The organism is Microcystis protocystis FBCC-A270, assembly GCF_050500235.1.
GTDB lineage: Bacteria > Cyanobacteriota > Cyanobacteriia > Cyanobacteriales > Microcystaceae > Microcystis > Microcystis ichthyoblabe_A.
This window is the reverse complement of the sequence record NZ_CP191407.1, coordinates 2,836,218-2,853,625: the sequence shown is the minus strand read 5'-3', so window position 1 is coordinate 2,853,625 and position 17,408 is coordinate 2,836,218. Positions and strand designations below refer to the sequence as shown.

The following is a 17,408-nucleotide window of genomic DNA, read 5'->3' as shown; positions in this document are numbered from 1 at the left end:
GAGCAATTTAACTAAAAATTCGATAACTATCAAAAAGCTACACAATGGGTAGTTCAGTTAGCATTTAGCTTAATTGCAGCCGCTACTGTAACTGTGATTGTCTCAACTGTGCTAGGTAATACTAAATCCGTTGAGTATAGGCTACATATCAGGATAGGCAAGAGGAGGAATAAATAATCAGTCTTTAATAACCGGATTTAGTAAGTACCTAAGCAAAATTAATTATGCAAGAACTCTAGTAATCAGTGGACATCTTCAATAATTAAGATTTTAGCTTGGTTGAGAGTTTGAACATTTGTACTAAAATTTCCAAGACGCAGTTTAAATCCCTGACAGCTTATAAACTTGAAACTTTAGCCTCTTAAATCGCACCATTGAGGGGAAATCCCCCTTAACTAGGTACGGTAAGCCCCTAGGAGCCGACGAACTGGTCAATCTAGAATAATCTCTAGAGTATAAAAGTAATCTCTTATAGAAAATGCAGCCAACCAATCCACAACAATTTACAGAAAAAGCTTGGGAGGCAATCGTCAAAACGCCGGACATTGCCAAACAGAACAGCCAGCAACAAATCGAAAGCGAACATCTAATGAAAGCCCTTCTTGAACAGGAGGGATTAGCGGGCAGTGTCTTTAGTAAAGCTAATATTAGTCTAGCCCGTTTGCGGGATCGAACCGATGACTTTATCCGTCGTCAACCGAAAATCTCTAACCCCGGCGACTCGATTTATTTAGGTCGTAGTTTAGATAGTTTACTCGATCGAGCGGAAAATTATCGCCGAGAATTTGGAGATGACTTTATCTCGATCGAGCATTTAATTTTAGGTTACGCTAAAGATGATCGCTTCGGGAAAAATATTTTTCAAGAATTCGGACTTACCGAAAACAAACTCAAAGAAATTATTCAACAAGTCAGAGGTAGTCAAAAAGTGACCGATCAGAATCCAGAAGGCAAATACGAAGCCCTAGAAAAATACGGACGGGATCTAACCCAATTGGCACGGGAAGGTAAATTAGACCCAGTAATTGGACGAGATGACGAAATCCGTCGCACCATTCAGATCCTCTCGCGTCGGACTAAAAATAACCCGGTTTTAATCGGGGAACCGGGAGTAGGAAAAACCGCCATTGTCGAAGGATTAGCCCAGCGGATTATTAACCGCGATGTGCCAGAATCTCTTTTAGATCGGACTCTCATTTCTCTCGATTTAGGCGGCTTAATTGCGGGAGCAAAATATCGCGGAGAGTTTGAGGAAAGATTAAAAGCTGTCCTCAAGGAAGTCACCGATTCCCAAGGCAATATCATCATGTTTATTGACGAAATTCATACCGTTGTCGGTGCGGGAGCCACTCAAGGGGCAATGGATGCGGGCAATTTATTAAAACCAATGTTAGCCCGGGGTGAATTGCGTTGTATTGGGGCTACTACCCTCGATGAATACCGCAAATATATCGAAAAAGATGCGGCGTTAGAAAGACGCTTCCAAGAGGTTTTAGTAGATGAACCAAATGTGGTCGATACTATTTCGATTCTTCGCGGTCTTAAAGAACGTTATGAGGTGCATCATGGCGTAAAAATTGCTGATAATGCTTTAGTGGCAGCGGCACTGCTTTCTAATCGTTATATTAGCGATCGCTTTTTGCCCGATAAGGCCATTGATTTAGTTGATGAAGCAGCGGCCAAATTGAAAATGGAAATCACTTCTAAACCGGAAGAACTCGATGAAATTGATCGCAAAATTCTCCAGTTAGAAATGGAAAGACTTTCCCTACAACGGGAGTACGATCCAGCTTCGCGAGAACGGTTAGAAAAGTTAGAAAAAGAACTGGCTAACCTCAAGGAAGAACAATCGGGATTAAATGCCCAATGGCAAGGAGAAAAAGAGATTATCGATAGAGTTCGTGGAGTTAAAGAAGCGATCGAACAAGTTAATCTAGAAATTCAACAGGCCGAACGAGATTATGACTATAATCGTGCCGCCGAATTAAAGTTCGGAAAATTAACCGATCTGCAGCGGCAAATGTCCGCCCTAGAAACCCAATTGGCCGACAAACAAACCACTGGTAAAAGTTTATTAAGGGAAGAAGTTCTCGAATCGGATATCGCCGAAATTATCTCGAAATGGACGGGAATTCCTCTCAATAAATTAATCGAATCGGAAAAAGAAAAACTCCTCAATCTGGAAGACGAATTACACGAAAGTGTCATCGGTCAAGAGGAAGCGGTCACAGCCGTAGCCGAAGCGATTCAACGTTCCCGCGCTGGTTTATCAGATCCCAACCGTCCCACGGCCAGCTTTATTTTTCTCGGTCCGACGGGTGTTGGTAAGACAGAATTAGCGAAAGCTCTAGCACGCAATCTCTTTGACACGGAAGAGGCTCTAGTTCGCATCGATATGTCGGAATACATGGAAAAACACAGCGTTTCCCGTCTCATGGGTGCGCCTCCGGGATACGTCGGCTACGATGAAGGAGGCCAATTAACCGAGGCAATCCGGCGTCGTCCCTACTCTGTCATCCTCTTTGATGAGATTGAAAAAGCCCATCCCGACGTTTTTAACGTTATGTTACAAATCCTTGACGATGGGCGCTTAACCGACTCTCAAGGTCATCTGGTTGATTTCAAAAATACCATCATTATTATGACCAGTAATATCGGTTCTCAATACATTTTAGACGTGGCTGGTGATGAGTCTCGTTACGAGGAAATGCAGGCACGAGTGATGGAAGCAATGCGGAATAGTTTCCGTCCCGAATTTCTCAATCGTATCGATGAAACGATCATTTTCCATAGTTTACAAAAAGCGCAACTGCGATCGATTGTCAAACTACAGACAGCCAATCTCAGCGATCGCTTGATGGAACAAAAATTAGCCCTGAAACTTGCCGATATTGCCCTCGATTATCTAGCAGAAATTGGTTACGATCCAGTGTACGGTGCGCGACCCCTAAAACGGGCAGTACAAAGATATGTGGAAACTCCGATCGCTAAGGCAATTCTGCGCGGCGAATTTAAAGGGGGAGACACGATTTTTGTCGATGTGGCCGATGAAAGATTGACCTTTAAACGGTTAGCTTCCCCGGTAGTAACTGCTTAATTAAGTAGGGTTGGCTGAAAATTACTAGAAGCCTTACTAGAAAACGGTTTTGGGACTTTTTTAGTCAAAAAAGTCCCAGAGACAAACGTTGAGAAATCGATCCGAGGGACTTTAAAACCTTGCACTTTCCGGAGACGAACGCAAAGCGCTCGCCAGATGAAATTGAGAAACTAAGCCACGAAACTACCATTTTGCCAACTGTGTGGCTCCTAAATTCCCCCTGGGGACTTTTTCAGCAAACCCTAGATCGTGATATTGGCCTCTTTCAGTTTACAGGCAGCGATCATCGGAAATTTTGGGTCTGAAACCCCGCCGTTCTAGGTTGGCTTTACGTTAGAATTAAAAGGCCAGTCTCGAAAACCAAGTGGACGGCGCAGCACCTTGAAAACTCGGCTTAGGGGGTTCCGACCAGAAAAGCTTGGCCGGGTAAAAAGTCGCGCGCAACAAGTACAAGAAGCTATAGGCGGTCAACGTACCGTGGGACACACGGAATCGGGCTTCTGAAATGGGGCGAAAGTCTGTGGACTCTGTGTAAGACAGTACATGGTTTTTTAACTGTGGTATGCGACGGTGGTGGAAGCAGAAACTTAAATCGTGAGGTTTAGGAATCGCCGCACTTTTAGGGCGGCGAGGATGTCAAGGCTTCAGCCCTACCGCGTTCACTTAAGGGAACATCGACCCATGCAGTGAATTTATTGGCCGCATTCCAAAGACTTTGGCCGTGACGAATTAATACAAGTTTTGACATGGGTTTTCTTGGGAAGTGGGGTTTGGGGAAGTGGGGAAGTGGGGTGTGGGGTGTGGGGTTTGGGGAAGTGGGGAGAATAAATAGAAATAATCTCCTGTCTCCTGTGTCCTGACTCCTGACTCCCGAATCCTAGAACTTAGGGAATCCTGTGAATTTTGAGGAAATTAGTGCCTTTAGTTTTCTGCATGGGAATTCCCGCCATAATCAGGATTTTATCGCCGGATTGGGCTAGATTTTTCTGAAGCAGAATTGATTCCGTTTGCTTTAACACATCCTCAAAGACGGACACCTGATGATCAAGAAGAATCGGGATCACACCCCAGACTAGATTGAGACGGTGATAGACTCGTTTGTTGGGAGTCATGGCAATGACAGGAACCGAGGGACGTTCCTTAGAAGCCAGTAGCGAAGTGTAGCCAGAGGTGGTAAAAGTGACAATATAACGGAGATCAAGGGTTTGATCGATCGCCACTAAAGCCTCACTGAGAGCGTGAGTTTCATCGGACTGATTGGGGGGAGCATTATCAAACTTCACATCCGCTTCCACATCATGGGCGATTTTGGCCAACATAGCCACAGCTTTGACGGGAAAATCTCCCACTGCTGATTCCCCCGATAACATCACCGCATCGGTTCCATCGATAATCGCATTAGCCACATCACTAGCCTCGGCCCGAGTCGGTCGGGGACTGTGAATCATGCTTTCTAACATCTGGGTGGCAGTGATGACGGGAATAGTTTTCATGTTGCAGAGTTTGATAATGCGTTTTTGCAACATGGGGACTTTTTCGGGACTTAATTCTACCCCCAAATCGCCCCGGGCCACCATAATTCCGTCACATTCCTCGATAATTGACTCCAAATTTTCGATCGCTTGCGGTTTTTCAATTTTAGCCATCACTGGCACATCCCCATGATTTCTCTCGGCTAAAAATGCCTTAATCGCCTTGATATCTTCTCCTTTACGAACAAAACTAAGGGAAACCCAATCAACCCCCTGAGCAAGACCAAATTCTAGGTCTTGTTTGTCTTTTTCGGTCATGGAAGGTAAGCGCAAATTGAGACGGGGTAGATTAACTCCCTTGCGACTCTTGAGAATTCCTCCCTCCAATACTTGACATTTTAGATCTTTTCCGTTAATTTCAACGATTTTTAGCTCTAATAAGCCATCATCAAGGAGAATTTGCTCACCTAGCTGTGCTTCCTCGGCCAGATAGGGATAATCGATCGAAACGGTGTTCGGTTCTCCCCGATACTCATCCATGGGTACAAGGGTGAGATAGTCGCCGTCGTTGATGGTAATCGAACCATTGGGGAGATTACCGACGCGAATTTTCGGCCCTTGTAAATCTTGCAGGAGAGTGATAGGATTGTCTAATTCTTGAGAAATTTGCCGTAAAAGGCTAACAACTCTCGCATGATCTTCGTAGCTACCGTGGGAAAAGTTTAGCCGCGCTACATTCATCCCCGCACCGATCATTTCCTTGAGGACTTCTGGCGAATTACTGGCAGGGCCGATCGTGGCTACGATCTTAGTTCTATGGGTAATAATTGACATGGAACCCTTACTAATCGATCTTGGGACGATTACATGATATTCACTTTAGGTTAACTAACGGTGAAGCGAAAAACAAATTAAGCTTTTCCACAGAGTTGCCATCGCTCCCGGTCCTCTCCTGAGCAGTCAGGAGTCAGCTATCAGCAGCAACCGTTGAGAGCTTTCACGGTAGGATAAACTAATAACCATCTCCGCTCGTTTAGATTTCCTTATGACCAACACATTAGACGATAAAGCCATAGTCAAGGACTATTTTAACGCCACGGGATTCGATCGCTGGCGCCGGATTTATGGGGATGGCGAAGTTAACAAAGTACAAAAAGATATTCGCATCGGTCATCAACAGACGATCGATACCGTTATCGGTTGGTTAGAAAGTGATGACAATTTGCCTAATCTCTCGATCTGTGATGCCGGTTGTGGAGTCGGTAGTCTTAGTATTCCCCTTGCTCAAGCGGGCGCAACTATTTTCGCCAGTGATATTTCTGAGAAAATGGTGACAGAAGCCAAGGAAAGAGCGGCCAAAGAGTTAGCAGATACCAGTAAACTCACCTTTGCCGTTCAAGATTTAGAAGCATTAACCGGCCAATATCACACAGTCATCTGTCTTGATGTTCTCATTCACTATCCCACAGAAGAAGCCTTAGGCATGATTAAACACTTGGGATCCCTAGCTCAATCCCGTTTAATCCTCAGTTTTGCCCCTAAAACCTGTTTATTAACCATTCTCAAGAAAATTGGTCAATTTTTCCCCGGTCCGAGTAAAACCACTCGCGCTTATCAACACAAGGAAAAAACTATTATCGCCGCTTTAAACGAAAATGGCTTTAAAATTGAACGGACGAGTATGACTAGCACTCGTTTCTATTTTTCCCGTATTCTCGAAGCTGTCCGCAGTGAATAAATAATGGCAGTCACCACCAGCAAATTAATCGAGTGGAAACAGCAAAAACGCGCGATTGTCACCCTCACAGCTTGGGATTATCCGATCGCGCGACTGCTCGATCGGGCAGGAATTGATATTATCTTGGTAGGTGATTCCTTAGCTATGACCGCTTTGGGCTATCCTACCACTTTACCGATCACCCTAGAGGCGATGATTCACCACGCGGCGGCCGTGTCTCGCGGGGTAAAACAAGCTTTAGTTGTCTGTGATTTGCCTTTTCTCAGCTATCAGGAAAGTGTCAGTCAGGCAATTCACTCGGCGGGAAGGATGTTAAAGGAAGCGGGAGTGCAAGGGGTAAAATTAGAGGGAGGTTATCCCGCTATGATCGAGACTATTAGCCGTTTAACCGAGATAGGCATCCCTGTTATGGGTCATATCGGATTAACTCCCCAGTCGGTCCATCGGTTAGGATACCGTCAGCAGGGAAAAACTCCATCGGAGGCACAAAGATTAATCGAGGAAGCTTTAGCCTTGGAGAAAGCGGGAGTATTTGCCCTGGTTTTGGAACATATTCCCGCCAATTTAGCCGCTACTATTACCGATAAATTGACTATCCCGACGATTGGTATCGGTGCGGGGGAAGATTGTGATGGTCAGGTGTTAGTAACGGCGGATATCCTAGGATTAACCGAAAAAGCTCCCCCTTTTGCCAAAGTTTATGCTAATTTAAGCGAGACAATTACAAAAGCAGTGGTAGAATTTGCCAAGGATGTGAGGAGAAATGAATAGCGGCGAAAAAGCCACCTTTGGGGCCGGCTGTTTTTGGAAAACCGAGGACGCATTTCGGCGTTTACCTGGTGTTTTAGCCACTTCTGTGGGTTATATGGGGGGAAATTTTCCCAATCCTAGTTATCTCGATGTCTTATCGCGAATTACCGGTCATGCGGAAGTGGCACAAATTGCCTATAATCCCCAAGAGATAAGCTACGAGGCGTTATTAGCCGTTTTTTGGTCAATTCATGATCCGACTCAGTTAAATCGCCAAGGACCGGACAGAGGAGAACAATATCGATCGATTATTTTTTATCACACCCCGGAACAAAAGTTAATCGCCACTGCTTCCAAGCGTCAACTACAACTATCGGGAAAGTTTCAGCAGGATATCGTTACTTTGATCGAACCCGCAGGAGATTATTATCTGGCCGATCAGTCCCATCAACAGTATTTGGAGAAAAAACAGGCTCGATCGGTCGCGGATTTCCAGAAGAAAATATAAATACAGGTTCGGGGTATAATGTAAAGTTGCTTTCGCAGGAGATCAGGAAAAATGCCCGAGGCGGTCGGAGTCATTCAAACGTTGGGTTTTCCCCCCGTTTTAGCGGCGGCGGATGCCATGGTTAAAGGGGGACGAGTCACCCTAGTTTATTTTGATCTAGCGGAAAGGGGCGAATTTTTGGTGGCGATTCGCGGTCCGATTTCCGAGGTTAAACCGGCAGTAGAGGCAGGATTAGCGGCGGCGATGACCGCTTTTGGTGGTAATGTGGTCAGTCATTACATCGTACCGAATCCTCCAGAAAATGTACTGGCGGTTTTACCAGTGCAGCATACGCCTAAGTCGGACCGTTTTCGCAGTTAATTTCCCTAGCGATTAGCCCCAAACTAGACTATAGTTAAAGACTGGAAAATAGATTGGATTCTATCAATTAAACTTATCTGATTTTTGTTATTAGGAGTTAATTTATGACAGCCCAACCCGCGGTGGGATCGATCGAGACCAAAGGTTTCCCCGGTATTCTAGCGGCCGCCGATGCGATGGTAAAAGCAGGACGGATCACGATTGTTGGTTATTTAAGGGCAGGAAGCGCCCGTTTTACCCTCAATATTCGTGGGGATGTACAGGAGGTAAAAACCGCTATGGCTGCCGGCATTGAAGCCGTCAATAAAACCGAGGGGGCAGCTTTAGAAACCTGGGTAATTATTCCCCGTCCTCATGATAACGTGGTGGCTATTTTACCGATCGATTATAGCGAGGCAGTGGAACCTTTTCGTGCTGCTGCCGACGGTGCGATGGCACCAATCCGTCGTTAATCTTCAAGGTCAATTTTTTGTTACTGGTTGGAACTTGTCTAGTTCCAACTTAGTTTTTAGGGATGATTTAAGTTTTAGTCAGAAAACCGAATTTGATAATTGCTGCAACAGTTGCACCGATAACAGTGACTATCAAAGCCCATATTTGAGCCGTTGCCCTTTCTTTCAAGTCTTTGACATCTTCTTTGAGTTGGGAAACTTCGGCCTCTATTTTCGGTAATACTTCTAGTTTTGTTTCGATTCGCTCTAACCGATTGTCAAGTTTAGCGAGAATATCTTTTAAGTCAGTTTCAATGATAATAGGGTTACTCATGGGGAGATTCTTCTTTTGGGGACTAGGGGGGATCAATTTGTGTTAACAGTTCCTCTGCTAGATCAATAAACAAGTCTTTTTTGCCAATTTTAAGACTTAAGGGATCATCGGTAACTATCCAGCCATCTTTGATTAGGGCGTGTTTTACACAATCATGGAAAATATCTTTGGCAGGCATTTTTTTATGGTTCGGCGATCGCGTTATTTAGCCAGTGACCAATAGTCTCGATTAGGTTGGGACGGATAGAGGGGAATTTTTCTGACTTGAAGCAACGTGCTAGTTGATTGATTCTTAAAAAATCAGTATCTTGAGTAAAAATCACGCGACCATTGGATAAAGCAAATTGCAATTGTATTTCATCGGACATTCAATTGTTTCATTTAAAAGAGCAAGCTTTAGGAAAATTGTCTGAGCAATTTTTTGATAATTGACCACTGTTACATTTGGTAAATCGAGGAGTTGATCAAAATTTATCCACATAACCCACCTCCTGTTCTGTTTTACTATTATATACCATGCTCACACAGAACCTAGAAGAGCCATGATTGGTTATCTGCTATGAATAATAAGCTGTCCGTGTATTTAAACTGCTTGTTGAGATGAGACAAGGGGCAATAGTAAAGGGATTGGGGGAGATTGTTGCTAATCTAAGGATAGGCGGTTAAAATGCGTCTTAGCTTATAATGTCCAACTGGCAAAGCATTAAACCACCATCACTGCTACCGAATTACCAGCGCCTTTGTTGAGTATTCGACCCAATTACCCTAAAAATTCTATTCACCCCTAAATTCTGACTTTTAAATAAGGCTGAGGTCGATTTTTTAAGCATTATTGACCTTCTCACCTCTAAGAGCCGAAAATAAACAGAGACGACCTAAACCCAAGATTGCTGGTGAGAAGTTTTCCTGACTGGGTGCCTCTAGATGGCAGCCAGCAAATTCTTGCTGAATTTCTGTTAGAAAATAGGGCCAAATGGTTAAGAAAAAATTACCGCTAAAAATTATTTGATCGATATCTTTAAGACTTTTTTGCTGTTTTTCTAACAAATCATTAACTTTTTGTCTTAAATTATCTAGATATGGCATAATGACCTTCTTATTTAAATCCAGGCGACTGACCGTCCAAGTATGACCAGCTAGAGAGGAGGTAAATTCGCTTTCTTCTTGCAGGATTAATTTAGTTAATCTAGCGGCTGCCAGTAAAGATTTTTTAAAGGGATTAGTATCGGTGAGATCGGAGAGCGAAAGGGGTAAAAAAGAACGCCAGAGAGGATAAATTAACTGAGAGAGTATGGCCTGTTCATAGGTGTTTTCCCCGTAGTTAAAATGGCTTAGAGCGATCGCTTGACGGGATAAAGAGCAAGTTTGCCGTGGTACTTCCAGCAGCGCTAAAGTGGTAGTCTCTCGTTTACCTTCGATCACCAGTAGGGTTTGGGGTTGGGGTTGGTCGCTAGTGGGAATATAGGCCAGAGCAGTAGCGATCGCTGTTTCCAGACTAGAGAGGCGATCGGGGGGTATTAGTTGCGCTGTGAGAAGGGCTTTTTTTAGGTCATCCGTGGGGGTTTCCCCGTCATCGGTAATAATAATAGCTTCTAATCGCTCTAGGGCTTCCCAGAGCCAAGAATCGGTGCTAAAATCCCGATTAGATAGCCAGCTAATTAGATATTCTTCCACCTGAGAGCAGGGTAAGAGATCGCTTGTTCCCGTTGCCAGACTCCAAGAAAGAGGATAAAAATCGATCAATCCTTGGCTTTCCCGAAAAAAGACGATTTTCACCCCTGGTGGTTGTACCTCCATTCCCAGGGACCAACGGACAACTTCAGGGGTTCGATCGGGGGATAATAAAGGAAAAAGAAGCGCTTTGGCCGATTCTAAATGTTGACGAGTGGCGATAATTGTCTCGGAAGTAACTTCTTGCGGGTTAACTAGAGATGAAATCACCTTGGCAAGAATCCGATCGATCTCGGTCAGTAGAGAGGAAAAATCCTGTTTATCGGTCACTAGATAAATAAAAATACCCACAACTGTCTATTGTAGAATCACTCACTTGAAACGAACAAAATTTAAATATTAAACTATGGAAGAAAAACGCTATCCTGCCGAAAAATCGGCAGAGATTCAAAAATTATTGGATACAGCCACCTTATTGGTCGGTTTACCCCCTGAAACCATCGATAAAGTTACTTCTCATGTTGTCACCCGCACTCATCCCCCTAATCGGGCGATTTTATTAGAAAATGATTGGGGGGGGTCAGTTTACTTTATTCTGGATGGTTGGGTGAAAATTCGTACTTACAATATGGATGGCAAAGAAGTCACCTTAAATATCCTCGGTAAAGGGGAAATAGTCGGAGAAATGGCCGCTTTAGAAGAATCTACCCGCTCCACCGATGCTATCACCTTAACCACGGCCACAATTAGCAGTATTCCCGCCCAAGATTTTGTTAATCTGCTCAAATCGGAGCCTTTAGCGGGAATTCGTCTTTCTCAGTTAATGGCCAAGCGTTTGCGTCAAGTTAACCAGCGTTTACGTTTGCGCGAGGCCGATAGTCTCTCCAGAGTCGCCGATACTTTACTCTTTTTAGCCGAAGGTCAAGGAGAAAAAAGCGGTCAGGGTGCGATAATTCCTAATTTACCTCACCGGGAATTGAGTGGTATTAGTGGACTGGCCCGGGAAACCGTGACCCGATCCTTGACTAAATTGGAGAAAAAAGGCCTGATTCAACGAGAGCAGGAATCTCTCTGTATTCCCGATCTGGCCGCTTTAGAAAAAGCGATCGCCTAAATTCAGTTATCAGTTATCAGTTATCAGTTATCAGTTATCAGTTATCAGTTATCAGTTATCGGTTATCCTACTAAAATCTGGTTATTAAAGACTGATTATCTATTCCTCCTATTGCCTGTTGCCTGTTGCCTTTTGCATGAGTGCCTATCTTCACTAGGAAATTTATTTTGCACGACTACTTATGACTGAAAAATTAACCGGTTTTGGAGTGGTGCTGGTGACAACGGCCAGCGAAACGGAAGCGGAACACCTAGCGATCGCCTTACTTAACGAGCGCCTGGCCGCTTGTGTCAGTATTTACCCGATGCGTTCCATTTATCGTTGGCAGGGACAGATTGAAAACGAGCGCGAATGGCAATTAGTGATTAAAACCGATTTAAAGCAGTTTGAGCAGTTATCGGCGAAGATACAGGAACTTCATAGCTATGCCGTCCCAGAAATCATCGCTTTACCGATTGTGGCGGGTTCTCAGACCTATTTAGACTGGTTAGCCTCCCATACCAGTGGGGTGTCAGAATAGACCAATCGGCAACTTGAGCGAAAAAAATCTATATAATTCTTAATAAACTATCTCAGGAAGCGCAAAAAGTTTTAATCTAGATGCTGATTAAATGTTTAAACATCTGGTTTTAAGACCGATCGCCTCCACGATTGGAGAACTCAGCACATCGTCAAGGGAGATAGTTAAAATCCAATGAGTCTTAAGGCAAGCGGTGGCAGCTCCTTAGCGCGTCCCCAACTCTATCAAACCGTCCCGGTATCTGCCATTACCCAAGCAGAACAACAAGACCGCTTTCTCGATAAACCCGAACTCAACGAACTGATCGCCTACTTCCAATCGGGGAGCAAGCGTTTAGATATTGCCCAAACGCTCACCCGGAACTCCGATTTGATCGTCTCGCGGGCAGCTAACCGGATTTTTACCGGTGGTTCCCCCATGGCCTACCTAGAAAAACCCCCCGTGGAAGAATTGGCCCTGGTGGGTGCGGGTAAAATGATCAACGTCCAGGAAGGGATGAAATTAGGAACCGTTACCTACGCTGAAAGCGGGTCTGGTGGCGGTGGTGGTTTCCTTGGTGGTTTAAAAGGGATTTTCGCCTCTAGCGGCCCGATTCCCCCCGGATTCCGACCGATTAACGTCTCTCGTTACGGTCCGAGCAATATGCAGAAGTCCCTCCGGGATTTATCCTGGTTCCTGCGTTATATTACATACGCGATCGTGGCCGGTGATACCAGTATCCTGATCGTTAATACCCGCGGTTTAAGGGAAGTTCTCGAAAATGCCTGTTCTATTGATGCCACCATCGTGGCCCTACAGGAAATGCGGGCCGCTTCGATCGAGTATTTCCAAAGAGACAAGGATGCGGCCACTTTAATCAGTGACTATTTCAATATCCTACTGGGGGAATTAAAGGCCCCCACCCCCTCTAATAAACTGCGTCAGCGTCCCAGTAGTGACCAACAGGGTTTAAGTCTTCCCCAAAGCTACTACAATGGCGCCGAAAAACGGCAAAAGTTTGTCATGAAAACCGGTTTATCGGAGTCGGAAAAATCTTCGATTATTAAGGCAGCCTACAGACAAATTTTTGAACGGGACATCACCCGCGCCTATAGTCAGTCCATTTCTGACCTAGAATCGAAGGTGAAAAACGGCGACATCTCGATGAAAGAATTCGTCCGTCGTCTCGGTAAATCGCCTCTCTATCGTAAACAGTTCTTTGAACCTTTTATCAATAGTCGCGCTCTAGAATTGGCTTTCCGTCATTTCCTCGGTCGCGGTCCTTCCTCCCGGGAAGAAGTGCAGAAATACTTCTCGATCGTCTCTAGCGGCGGTTTAGGGGCGTTAATCGATGCTTTAGTCGATTCTCAGGAGTATTCCGACTATTTCGGCGAAGAAACCGTTCCCTATCTCCGGGGTTTGGGTGCAGAAGCACAGGAATGTCGTAACTGGGGGATGCAGATCGACCTGTTTAACTACAGCGCACCTTTCCGCAAAGTTCCCCAATTTATCACCACCTTTGCTAAATACGATCGCCCCTTACCGGATCAGCACGTTTACGGTTCCGGAAATGACCCCCTAGAAATCCAATTTGGGGCAATTTTCCCGAAAGAAACCCGCGAACCTAGTTCTAGTCCCGCTCCCTTCAGTAAGGATACCAAACGTATCCTCATCCACCGCGGACCGGCGACTAATAACCAAAATAGCAACCCCGGCGCCCGAGGTGAATTCCCCGGTACTTTGGGACCGAAAGTTTTCCGTCTCAATAACGAGTTACCCGGTTCTAGCAATGGGGTAAGCGTTAAATTTGGCGAAAGTTCCACCCAAAGAGTCATTTTAGCGGCTTATCGTCAGGTTTTCGGTCGAATGCCCTACGAAGGTCAGCGTTTATCCGTGGCCGAGATTAAGTTAGAAAATGGCGATATTACTCTGCGCGAGTTTATCAAAACCCTAGCTAAATCGGAGGCTTTCCGGAAAATCTACTGGACTCCTCTCTATGTGGTGAAAGCGATCGAATATATTCACCGTCGTCTGCTCGGTCGTCCCACCTACGGTCGTCAGGAAATGAATCAATACTTCGATCTTTGCTCGAAAAAAGGCTTCTATGCTTTAATCGATGCCATTATCGACAGTCCTGAATATACGGAAGCTTTTGGCGAAGATACGGTTCCCTACGAGCGCTATCTAACTCCCCAAGGGATGCAGTTACGGATGGTGCGTTTGGGCAATCTCCGCGAAGATATCGGCCAAAGAGTTGATAAAGAGGAAACCCCGCGCTTTATTGAATTGGGTACACCGTCGAGTTCGATTCGCACTGAACCGGATATTCAATCTCGTGTCGGTCAAGGTGTCACGGTTCAACGGGAACAAACTAAGATCTTTAAACTGTTAACTAATCTGGATAAAGTTGCCGTACAAAATACTGTTCGCGCTGCCTATCGTCAGATTTTTGAACGGGATCTCGAACCCTATATCATCAATGCCGAATTTACCGCTTTAGAGAGTAAATTAAGCAATGCTGAGATCACGGTGAAAGAGTTTATTGAGGGTTTAGGTGGTTCGGATCTTTACCTGAAAGAATTCTATGCTCCCTATCCGAATACGAAAGTAATTGAATTGGGAACCAAGCACTTCTTAGGTCGCGCTCCCTTGAATCAAAAGGAAATCCAGAAATATAACCAAATTCTGGCAACTAAGGGATTAAAGGCCTTTATTGGTGCCATGGTTAATAGCATGGAATACCTACAATTATTTGGTGAAGATACGGTTCCCTATCGTCGTTTCCCAACTCTACCGGCTGCTAATTTCCCCAATACGGAACGCTTATACAATAAGCTGACTAAACAGGATAGTGAACTGGTTGTTCCCAGTTTTAAACCAGTAGTTAAGGTCGGTGGTTAGTTAGTCCTTGAAGTTAGTTAATTTAGCTCGTGTTTAACACGAGCTTTTTTTCAGGACAAATTACTGGCCAAAATTTATCATCGTCAATCAAGGGGATAACAATGAGCCAAATTAAAGTTAAAAACTTCGGTCCAATTAAGGCGGGTTTAGTAGAAAATGATGGTTTTATCGACGTTCGGAAAGTAACGATTTTTATCGGTAATCAAGGAACTGGAAAAAGTAGCATTGCTAAATTAATATCAACATTAAGCTGGTTGGAAAAAGCTCTATATCGTGGAAATTTAGAGGAAAAATATGTGACTAAATATAATCGTTTTGTTAAATCTTTTTGTCAATACCAAAATTTAACCAATTACTTTTTACCCGAAACCCAAATTGAATACAATGGAGATGTTTATCGAATTAGTTTTGAAAATGCTAAATTATCGATCGAGCGTACTGATAATTCAAAGTATCGAGTACCAAAAATTATTTATGTACCAGCAGAGCGAAACTTTTTGAGTGCAGTAAGATGGCCAGAAAAACTCAAAGGACTGCCAGAATCATTATATACTTTCTGGGAAGAATTGGATCGCTCACAACAGGAATTATCTGGCAGTTTGACTTTGCCAGTAGGTGAGGTCAAATTGGAATTTGATAAACTCAATAGACTGGCCAAGATTGTGGGTAGTGATTATCAACTAAATCTATCAGAAGCTTCCAGTGGTTTTCAGTCTTTTGTTCCTTTATTTCTCGTTTCTCGAAATATTGCTTTATCGATTAATCGAACTCAAGAAACTTCCGGCAATGAACTCAGTGGAGAGGAGCAAAAAAGATTAAAAATGGAAATCGAGAAAATTATCTCTAATGATAATCTTTCCGATGACCTAAAAAGGGCAGCACTAGAAGTGTTATCTTCTAAATACCGCAACGAGTGTTTTGTAAATATTGTGGAAGAAATCGAGCAGAATCTATTTCCTCAATCGCAGAAAAAGATTTTATATAAATTATTTGAATTTGCCAATTTAACCCAGGGAAATAAACTAATTTTAACTACTCATAGTCCTTATATTATCAACGATCTAACCCTAGCTATCAAAGCGGATAAAGTTATCAAAAAAATCCTATCATCAGCGATTTCTAACGCCGATTATCTCCAAGAAAAGCTCAACCAAATTGTCCCGAAAGCCTCTTGTATAGCGGCAGAAGATGCTATTGTATATGAATTAACAGAGCAAGGAAAAATCCGAGAACTTGCTACATATAATGGTTTACCTTCTGATGAAAATTATCTCAATCTTTCCCTGGGAGAGACAAATCAGCTTTTTGATGATTTACTGGAAATCGAAGAACAGTTATGAAGATAAATTTCTTTGATAAAAAATGTCAGAGTCAAACCCCTCGGCATAAATTTGGAATTTGTGATCAGCCACCTCCCCCAGAAACTCCCGCTTATTTAGATACAGAAAATCCCAGGGATTGGATTGCTATTGTGGAAAACTCTCAAGAAATTGAAGTGACATTTACCGCTATTGATAAATGTATTGAAATTAGAAAAGTCGATGGTAGTGGTATGGATAAACGCTGTGATGGAATGCTGACCTATGCCAATTGTTTGATTTTTGTAGAATTAAAAGAACGAAAGGGGAAAAATTCGGGGTGGGTAGGAGACGGAGAAGAGCAACTAAGAAACACAATTCGGGTATTTATTGAAAATCATGGTATAGAGGATTATTCATCTAGAAAAGCCTACATTGCCAATAACAAAAAGCCTACCTTTCAGACTTCACAAACAGAGAGGATGGAAAAATTTCGCCAAGAAACTGGGTTTAGATTAATCATTCAAAATATCATCAAAATTGACTGATTTAATTCTCTTTGATTCGGTGGCTCTGAAGATATTGATTTTCTAGAGTGTAGAGATATCCTAGTTTGATGTTGAATCTCACCCTGCCGACCGCCTTCGTTATCTCAATATCCCAAAGCTAACCCATCGGACCGAGGTTCGCAATTTGCCGGATAATTTGACCCTTGCCAAAATGGGAGGAATCTGCGATCGCTACCTGATGGCCTCTGGGGGTTAATCCGGGCAGTAATTCGGGGGCTGCACCCCTTTCTAAAAGTACGCTGTTTCCCCGTAAAAATCGCCATCTAGGGGCATCAAGGGCGGTTTGAGGATTGAAATGATGGTTAACCATGTTTACCGCCATTTATCGGGGGCCTTGGGGTTGCATCGGCGCACCCATCAAAATTGCCATCATCCCAACGGAGAAAACTGGGGATAATCAGATGAAAAGGGCGTTTAGCGGGGGTAATGGGGTTAGGATGACCCAATTCGAGGGTAAAACCACTAGCAAGATTATGTAGGGCGATTCCCGTCTGGGGGACTAAAATAGCAATGGCAAAACCATCAAAATTGGATTGAAACTTTACAATACCGGAAAATCTCGATCGCTTGTGGCCAGATAGACGGTTCCCTTCTGGGGTTTTTGGTAGAATTAATGGTGCGAACAAGTGTATTAATCGAGAATTTCTCACCTTCCCCCATGGAAGT

General features: G+C 43.8%; 18 protein-coding genes and 2 pseudogenes. 11 read left to right on the top strand and 9 right to left on the bottom strand.

What is annotated here, in order from left to right; all coding sequences use genetic code 11:
- Positions 1-478: 478 nt before the first annotated feature.
- Positions 479-3,097, top strand: a complete 2,619-nt coding sequence (gene clpB / locus ACQY1X_RS13750; RefSeq protein WP_069474593.1) for an ATP-dependent chaperone ClpB — start codon at positions 479-481, stop codon at positions 3,095-3,097.
- A gap of 619 nt (positions 3,098-3,716) precedes the next feature.
- On the opposite strand, the gene ACQY1X_RS13745 is transcribed toward clpB, so the two are convergent.
- Positions 3,717-3,845 (bottom strand): histidine phosphatase family protein, encoded by a 129-nt coding sequence (locus tag ACQY1X_RS13745; protein ID WP_016516390.1) that lies wholly within the window; start codon positions 3,843-3,845, stop codon positions 3,717-3,719.
- Positions 3,846-3,981: 136 nt separating this feature from the next.
- Positions 3,982-5,403 (bottom strand): pyruvate kinase, encoded by a 1,422-nt coding sequence (gene pyk, locus ACQY1X_RS13740; protein WP_430014786.1) that lies wholly within the window; start codon positions 5,401-5,403, stop codon positions 3,982-3,984.
- 211 nt (positions 5,404-5,614) lie between these two features.
- On the opposite strand from pyk, the gene bchM reads away from it, so the two are divergent.
- The 5 genes from bchM (at position 5,615) to ACQY1X_RS13715 (ending at position 8,377) form a co-directional block, all read left to right on the top strand.
- A complete protein-coding gene (bchM, locus tag ACQY1X_RS13735) occupies positions 5,615-6,307 on the top strand; it encodes a magnesium protoporphyrin IX methyltransferase (RefSeq protein WP_002775418.1) in 693 nt (230 codons plus the stop codon).
- A 3-nt stretch (positions 6,308-6,310) separates the two neighbouring features.
- Positions 6,311-7,078, top strand: coding sequence for a 3-methyl-2-oxobutanoate hydroxymethyltransferase (panB, locus tag ACQY1X_RS13730; protein ID WP_002792150.1), 768 nt, complete (start codon positions 6,311-6,313; stop codon positions 7,076-7,078).
- Positions 7,071-7,565, top strand: coding sequence for a peptide-methionine (S)-S-oxide reductase MsrA (msrA, locus tag ACQY1X_RS13725; protein WP_149987320.1), 495 nt, complete (start codon positions 7,071-7,073; stop codon positions 7,563-7,565). Before panB ends, msrA begins: the two co-directional genes overlap by 8 nt.
- 51 nt (positions 7,566-7,616) lie before the next feature.
- Positions 7,617-7,925: a carbon dioxide-concentrating mechanism protein CcmK gene (locus ACQY1X_RS13720; protein WP_002732196.1), complete on the top strand. Its 309-nt coding sequence runs from the start codon at positions 7,617-7,619 to the stop codon at positions 7,923-7,925.
- Positions 7,926-8,029: 104 nt separating this feature from the next.
- Positions 8,030-8,377 (top strand): carbon dioxide-concentrating mechanism protein CcmK, encoded by a 348-nt coding sequence (locus tag ACQY1X_RS13715; RefSeq protein WP_002733188.1) that lies wholly within the window; start codon positions 8,030-8,032, stop codon positions 8,375-8,377.
- A gap of 67 nt (positions 8,378-8,444) precedes the next feature.
- Here the strand turns inward: ACQY1X_RS13715 and ACQY1X_RS13710 are convergent, their stop codons facing one another.
- The 5 genes and pseudogenes from ACQY1X_RS13710 to ACQY1X_RS13690 all read right to left on the bottom strand — a co-directional run bounded on the left by ACQY1X_RS13710 (position 8,445) and on the right by ACQY1X_RS13690 (position 10,712).
- Positions 8,445-8,690 (bottom strand): hypothetical protein, encoded by a 246-nt coding sequence (locus tag ACQY1X_RS13710; RefSeq protein WP_002775412.1) that lies wholly within the window; start codon positions 8,688-8,690, stop codon positions 8,445-8,447.
- A 43-nt stretch (positions 8,691-8,733) separates the two neighbouring features.
- Positions 8,734-8,868: pseudogene (locus ACQY1X_RS13705) on the bottom strand (element excision factor XisH family protein); the annotation flags it as partial.
- A 4-nt stretch (positions 8,869-8,872) separates the two neighbouring features.
- Positions 8,873-9,058 carry a hypothetical protein gene (locus ACQY1X_RS13700; RefSeq protein WP_002734259.1) on the bottom strand — a complete coding sequence of 62 codons (186 nt, stop codon included), beginning with the start codon at positions 9,056-9,058 and terminating at the stop codon, positions 8,873-8,875.
- A pseudogene (locus ACQY1X_RS13695) lies at positions 9,034-9,171 on the bottom strand (ISL3 family transposase); the annotation flags it as partial. The gene ACQY1X_RS13700 and the pseudogene ACQY1X_RS13695, both read right to left, overlap by 25 nt.
- A gap of 341 nt (positions 9,172-9,512) precedes the next feature.
- On the bottom strand, positions 9,513-10,712 hold the full coding sequence (locus ACQY1X_RS13690) for a hypothetical protein (RefSeq protein ID WP_069474592.1): 1,200 nt from the start codon (positions 10,710-10,712) through the stop codon (positions 9,513-9,515).
- Positions 10,713-10,767: 55 nt separating this feature from the next.
- Here ACQY1X_RS13690 and ACQY1X_RS13685 point away from each other — a divergent pair, with 55 nt between their 5' ends.
- From ACQY1X_RS13685 to ACQY1X_RS13665, 5 genes are all read left to right on the top strand, one after another.
- Positions 10,768-11,475, top strand: coding sequence for a Crp/Fnr family transcriptional regulator (locus ACQY1X_RS13685; RefSeq protein WP_002732437.1), 708 nt, complete (start codon positions 10,768-10,770; stop codon positions 11,473-11,475).
- Positions 11,476-11,656: 181 nt separating this feature from the next.
- Complete coding sequence (gene cutA, locus ACQY1X_RS13680; RefSeq protein WP_271936257.1) at positions 11,657-11,995, top strand: divalent-cation tolerance protein CutA; 339 nt, start codon at positions 11,657-11,659, stop codon at positions 11,993-11,995.
- A gap of 174 nt (positions 11,996-12,169) precedes the next feature.
- The gene (locus ACQY1X_RS13675) at positions 12,170-14,875 is read left to right on the top strand and encodes a phycobilisome rod-core linker polypeptide (protein ID WP_430012949.1); all 2,706 of its coding nucleotides are present in this window, start codon (positions 12,170-12,172) and stop codon (positions 14,873-14,875) included.
- A gap of 101 nt (positions 14,876-14,976) precedes the next feature.
- On the top strand, positions 14,977-16,215 hold the full coding sequence (locus ACQY1X_RS13670) for an AAA family ATPase (protein ID WP_430012948.1): 1,239 nt from the start codon (positions 14,977-14,979) through the stop codon (positions 16,213-16,215).
- A complete protein-coding gene (locus ACQY1X_RS13665; RefSeq protein WP_190538091.1) occupies positions 16,212-16,721 on the top strand; it encodes a hypothetical protein in 510 nt (169 codons plus the stop codon). The genes ACQY1X_RS13670 and ACQY1X_RS13665 overlap by 4 nt, the downstream gene beginning before the upstream one ends.
- A 118-nt stretch (positions 16,722-16,839) precedes the next feature.
- Here ACQY1X_RS13665 and ACQY1X_RS13660 read toward each other — a convergent pair whose 3' ends face one another.
- Both ACQY1X_RS13660 and ACQY1X_RS13655 read right to left on the bottom strand, forming a co-directional pair.
- Entirely contained in the window at positions 16,840-17,052 is a 213-nt protein-coding gene (locus tag ACQY1X_RS13660) for a gamma-glutamyltransferase (protein WP_016516397.1), read from the bottom strand.
- Positions 17,045-17,368, bottom strand: coding sequence for a gamma-glutamyltransferase (locus tag ACQY1X_RS13655; protein WP_430012947.1), 324 nt, complete (start codon positions 17,366-17,368; stop codon positions 17,045-17,047). Before ACQY1X_RS13655 ends, ACQY1X_RS13660 begins: the two co-directional genes overlap by 8 nt.
- Between the last annotated feature and the right edge of the window lie 40 nt (positions 17,369-17,408).

Bases quoted from the DNA above. Each gene is read 5' to 3' on its own strand.
- msrA (WP_149987320.1), top strand. From the start codon at position 7,071: ATGAATAGCGGCGAAAAAGCCACCTTTGGGGCCGGCTGTTTTTGGAAA.
- ACQY1X_RS13700 (WP_002734259.1), bottom strand. From the start codon at position 9,058: ATGTCCGATGAAATACAATTGCAATTTGCTTTATCCAATGGTCGCGTG.
- ACQY1X_RS13745 (WP_016516390.1), bottom strand. From the start codon at position 3,845: ATGTCAAAACTTGTATTAATTCGTCACGGCCAAAGTCTTTGGAATGCG.
- ACQY1X_RS13720 (WP_002732196.1), top strand. From the start codon at position 7,617: ATGCCCGAGGCGGTCGGAGTCATTCAAACGTTGGGTTTTCCCCCCGTT.
- ACQY1X_RS13710 (WP_002775412.1), bottom strand. From the start codon at position 8,690: ATGAGTAACCCTATTATCATTGAAACTGACTTAAAAGATATTCTCGCT.
- panB (WP_002792150.1), top strand. From the start codon at position 6,311: ATGGCAGTCACCACCAGCAAATTAATCGAGTGGAAACAGCAAAAACGC.
- ACQY1X_RS13665 (WP_190538091.1), top strand. From the start codon at position 16,212: ATGAAGATAAATTTCTTTGATAAAAAATGTCAGAGTCAAACCCCTCGG.
- ACQY1X_RS13685 (WP_002732437.1), top strand. From the start codon at position 10,768: ATGGAAGAAAAACGCTATCCTGCCGAAAAATCGGCAGAGATTCAAAAA.
- ACQY1X_RS13670 (WP_430012948.1), top strand. From the start codon at position 14,977: ATGAGCCAAATTAAAGTTAAAAACTTCGGTCCAATTAAGGCGGGTTTA.
- bchM (WP_002775418.1), top strand. From the start codon at position 5,615: ATGACCAACACATTAGACGATAAAGCCATAGTCAAGGACTATTTTAAC.
- cutA (WP_271936257.1), top strand. From the start codon at position 11,657: ATGACTGAAAAATTAACCGGTTTTGGAGTGGTGCTGGTGACAACGGCC.
- ACQY1X_RS13675 (WP_430012949.1), top strand. From the start codon at position 12,170: ATGAGTCTTAAGGCAAGCGGTGGCAGCTCCTTAGCGCGTCCCCAACTC.
- pyk (WP_430014786.1), bottom strand. From the start codon at position 5,403: ATGTCAATTATTACCCATAGAACTAAGATCGTAGCCACGATCGGCCCT.
- ACQY1X_RS13715 (WP_002733188.1), top strand. From the start codon at position 8,030: ATGACAGCCCAACCCGCGGTGGGATCGATCGAGACCAAAGGTTTCCCC.
- ACQY1X_RS13660 (WP_016516397.1), bottom strand. From the start codon at position 17,052: ATGGTTAACCATCATTTCAATCCTCAAACCGCCCTTGATGCCCCTAGA.
- clpB (WP_069474593.1), top strand. From the start codon at position 479: ATGCAGCCAACCAATCCACAACAATTTACAGAAAAAGCTTGGGAGGCA.